Here is a 4,068-nt window from a genome sequence, read left to right on the forward strand (position 1 = left end):
CGGCGGGCCCGCCGTCGACGAGGAGCGTTACCTGGAGATCTGGAACCTCGTGTTCATGCAGCACGAGATGAACGACGCGGGCGACATCGTCGGTGACCTCCCCAACAAGAACATCGACACCGGCAGCGGCCTGGAGCGGGTCGCCATGGTCCTCCAGGACAAGCCCAGCTTCTACGAGACCGACCTGTTCCAGCCGCTGATGGCGGTGGCGGAGGAACTGGCCGGCCGCAAGTACGGCGAGGACGAGCGGGCCGACGTCAGCCTGCGGATCCTGGCCGAGCACGGCCGGGCCACCGCGTTCCTGGTGGCCGACGGGGTGCAGCCGTCGAACGAGGGCCGGGGATACGTCCTTCGGCGGATGCTCCGCCGGGTCGTCTCGCATGCGCGCCGGCTCGGCATCGAGCGCATGGTGACCGAGCCGCTGGCCGAGGCCACGGTGGAGAGCTTCGGGGACGCGTACCCCGAGCTGGTCGAGAACCGGGAGTACGTGCTCCAGGTGGTGGCCTCGGAGGAGGAGCGGTTCCGGGCCACCCTCCGCCAGGGGCTGGTCCTGTTCGAGCATGAAGTGGAGGGGGCCTCCGGCGGCCGGCTCCCGGGCGATGTTGCGTTTCGCCTCCACGACACCCACGGCTTTCCCCTGGAGCTGACCATGGAGCTCGCGGCCGACCACGGGCTGGAGGTCGACACCAACCGCTTCGCCGAGCTCATGGAGGAGCAGCGGCGCCGGGCCCAGGACGCCGCCAGGCGGGTGGGCGCCGGATCGGAGTCCTTCGGGGCGCCCGAGACGGAGTTCGTCGGCTATGAGCGCCTGGAGGAGGAGGGCCATGTGCTGGCCCTGCTCGGTCCCGGCGGCGAGGAGCTGGACGTCGCCGCGGAGGGCCAGGACGTCCGGGTGTTCCTGGACCGCACGCCCTTCTACGCCGAGTCCGGTGGGCAGGTCGGCGACACCGGGGCGATCCGCACGGCGGGCGGGACGGTTCGGGTCCGGGACGCGCAGTGGGCGGGTCCCCGTTCGATCGTCCACATCGGACGGGTCGAGTCGGGTGAGGTCCGCCGGGGCGAGGACGCGGAGGCCCGGGTGAACCCGGACTCGCGGGAGGCCACGGCTCGCTCGCACACCGCCACCCACGTCGTCCACTGGACCCTGCGGAACCTGTTGGGCGAGCACGCCCGGCAGGCCGGATCGCTGGTGGCGCCGGGTCGGCTGCGGTTCGACTTCAGCCACCATCAGGCCCTGCCCCAGGACGTGCTGGAGGAGGCGGAGTACACGGCGAACCGGCGGCTGGCCGAGGACTCGCCGGTGCGCGCGTACGAGACGACCATGGACTACGCGAAGAGCCAGGGCGCCATCGGGCTGTTCGGCGAGAAGTACGGCGACATCGTGCGGGTGGTCGAGATCGGCGACTACTCGCGGGAGCTGTGCGGGGGAACCCACGTGCCCCACACGGGAAAGGTGGCCGTGGTCCGGATCCTGGGCGAGGGCAGCATCGGCTCCGGGATGCGCCGGATCGAGGCGCTGGTGGGGCCGGACGCCCTGAAGCGGGTGAACGCGGAGCGCCGCCTGCTGGAGGAGGTCACGGCCGCGATCGGCGCCGGGGACCCGGAGAGCGCTCCCGAGCGGGCCCGCCGTGCCATGGAGCGGATCAAGCAGCTCGAGAGCGAGCTCGGGAAGATCCGCAAGGGAGACCGGGCCGCGATCGTGGACTCCCTGGCCGGCCAGGCCACCCGCGTGGATGGAGTGTCACTGGTGGTCGCTACGCTCCCCGGCGAGGATGCCGACGGACTGCGCGAGCTGGCCCAGACCCTGCGGTCCCGCCTGGAGCGGGACGGCGCGGGCGCCGCCGTCCTGGGGAACGCCGACGGAGGCCGGGCCCTGCTGGTGGCGGCGTGCACGCCGGCGCTGGTGCAGCGCGGGGTGCGGGCGCCGGCGCTGCTGGAGCCGGCGGCGAAGACCATCGGAGGGGGAGCGGGCGGTAAGGACATCCTGGCGTTCGCGGGTGGCCGGGAGGCCGCCGCCCTCGACCGCGCCCTGGGGACCATCCCCGCCCGCCTGGAAGAGCTCCTCCGGGGGAGCTGACCACGGGCGATCCCCGCGGCCCAGCGGCTGGCCGGGTCCTGGGGCTGGACCTGGGCGACGTCCGCATCGGCGTGGCCATCTCGGACGACCGCCGCCGGATGGCCGTTCCCCTGGGAACGGTCCGGACGGGCGCGCCCCAGGACCTGAAGTCCATCGCCGCGCTGGTTCGGGACAACGACGTGAAGCTGGTCGTGGTGGGCCACCCGCTGTCCATGTCCGGACAGCCGGGGACGGGGGCACGGCATGCGGAGCAGTTCGCCGGCGCGCTGGGCTCCTTCCTCGACGTGCCGGTGGTGATGCACGACGAGCGGCTGTCCACCGTGCAGGCCGACCGGGCCCTCCGTGACGCGGGGGTGAGTGGGCGGGACCGCCGCCGGGTGGTCGACCGGCAGGCCGCCACGGTCATCCTCCAGTCCTACCTGGACGTCGAGCAGGCACGGAGGCCGGGCGGAAGCTCAGCTTAGGAAGCACAGCGGAACCGGGTATGCTCCCCGGCGCCGATGTTCGAGGGCCCCCCGGAGTCGACGCGCCGCGGCCCGCGCCACGCTCGCCCCCGGCGGCGGAAGCGGTGGATCGCGGTCCTGCTGGTGCTGGCTCTTCTGGCCGGAGGCGGGTTCTACGCCGCGACCACCTATTACCACTGGTGCCAGGAGGCCTCGGGTCCGCAGCGGCCCGTCACCCTGACCATCCCGGAGGGGACCAGCGGGAGCTCGATCGTCTCGCTGCTCCACGACAAGGGCGTGATCCGGTGCGACCTCATCGACAAGTTCGTCCTTCGTCGCAAGGGCATCTCGAACGAGTTCCGCGCCGGCACCTTCCACCTCACCACCAACATGGCACTGGACGACGCCATCACCGTCCTGACGGCGCCGCCCCACAAGGCGGTCACGGTTCGCCTGACCATCCCGGAGGGCTGGCGCCTCACCGAGATCGCGGCCCGGGTCCACGCCCTGTTCGACATCCCGGCGAAGGAGTTCCTGACGGAAGCGACCAGTGGGAGCTACACGCTGCCGCCTTACCTTCCGGACGGCAAGCGCACCGTGGAGGGGTTCCTGTTCCCGGAGACGTATCAGGTGGTGAAGAAGAACGCCACCGCCGGAAGCATCATCCGGCTGCTGCTGGCCCAGTTCCAGAAGGAGGTCCAGGACCTCCCGTGGCAGAACGCGAAGAAGCTGGGGGTCACGCCGTACCAGGTGGTGACGATCGCCTCGATGATCGAGCGGGAGGCGAAGCTGGACAAGGAGCGGCCCCTCATCGCCGCGGTCATCTACAACCGCCTGAAGATCAACATGCGGCTCGAGATCGACGCCACGCTCCAATACGTCGACCCGGACCCGTCCAACGGCCTCACCGTGTCCGACCTGGCCATCCAGAGCCCGTACAACACCCGGCTGCATGCCGGCCTCCCTCCCACGCCGATCGCCAGCCCCCGGTTGAGCTCGATCGAGGCCGCGCTCAACCCTGCGCACGTGAGCTACCTGTACTACGTGCTGTGCCCGAAGGACGGGCCCGGACAGCATCGGTTCTCCACGTCCTACGACGACTTCCTCAAGAACAAGAACGAGTGCCTGGGCTAGGGGGCCTGGATGGTCGCGGGGACCGCACCCGCCTGGCCGGCATCATCGGGTGGCCGGTCGATGAGAGCCTCTCGCCGGCCATCCACAACGCGGCGTTCCAGGCGCTCGGCCTGGACTGGACCTACGTCACGCTCCCGGTTCCGCCTCGGAAGCTCCGGCGGGCGTTCCGGAAGCTTCGGCGAACCGCCCGCTTCGGTGGCGCCAACGTCACCATGCCCCACAAGGAGGGCGCGGCCCGGCTGGTGGACGAGCTCACCGAGGACGCGAGGCTCCTCCGGGCGGTGAACACCATCGCCCTCGGTCCCGGGGGCTTCGCCGGACACAACACGGACGCGCCCGGGTTCACCAGGTTCCTGGAGGACGACGCCGGCTACGACCCCGCGGGACGGTCGGCCCTGGTGCTGGGGGCGGGGG

4 protein-coding genes are annotated in these 4,068 nt (G+C 71.6%); all 4 read left to right on the forward strand.

Translation table 11 applies throughout. The features are described 5' to 3' along the window. A partial coding sequence (gene alaS / locus M3Q23_18200) for an alanine--tRNA ligase (GenBank protein MDP9343983.1) occupies positions 1–2,077 on the forward strand: 2,077 nt, incomplete at its 5' end. Between the two features lie 71 nt (positions 2,078–2,148). Beyond that, entirely contained in the window at positions 2,149–2,541 is a 393-nt protein-coding gene (ruvX, locus tag M3Q23_18205) for a Holliday junction resolvase RuvX (protein ID MDP9343984.1), read from the forward strand. Between the two features lie 36 nt (positions 2,542–2,577). Further along, on the forward strand, positions 2,578–3,654 hold the full coding sequence (gene mltG / locus M3Q23_18210) for an endolytic transglycosylase MltG (protein MDP9343985.1): 1,077 nt from the start codon (positions 2,578–2,580) through the stop codon (positions 3,652–3,654). Then, positions 3,642–4,068, forward strand: a 427-nt coding sequence (locus tag M3Q23_18215; GenBank protein ID MDP9343986.1) for a shikimate dehydrogenase, incomplete at its 3' end; no start/stop codon positions are given. The genes mltG and M3Q23_18215, both read left to right, overlap by 13 nt.

This window comes from Actinomycetota bacterium (assembly GCA_030774015.1).
Taxonomy (GTDB): Bacteria; Actinomycetota; UBA4738; order UBA4738; family JACQTL01; genus JALYLZ01.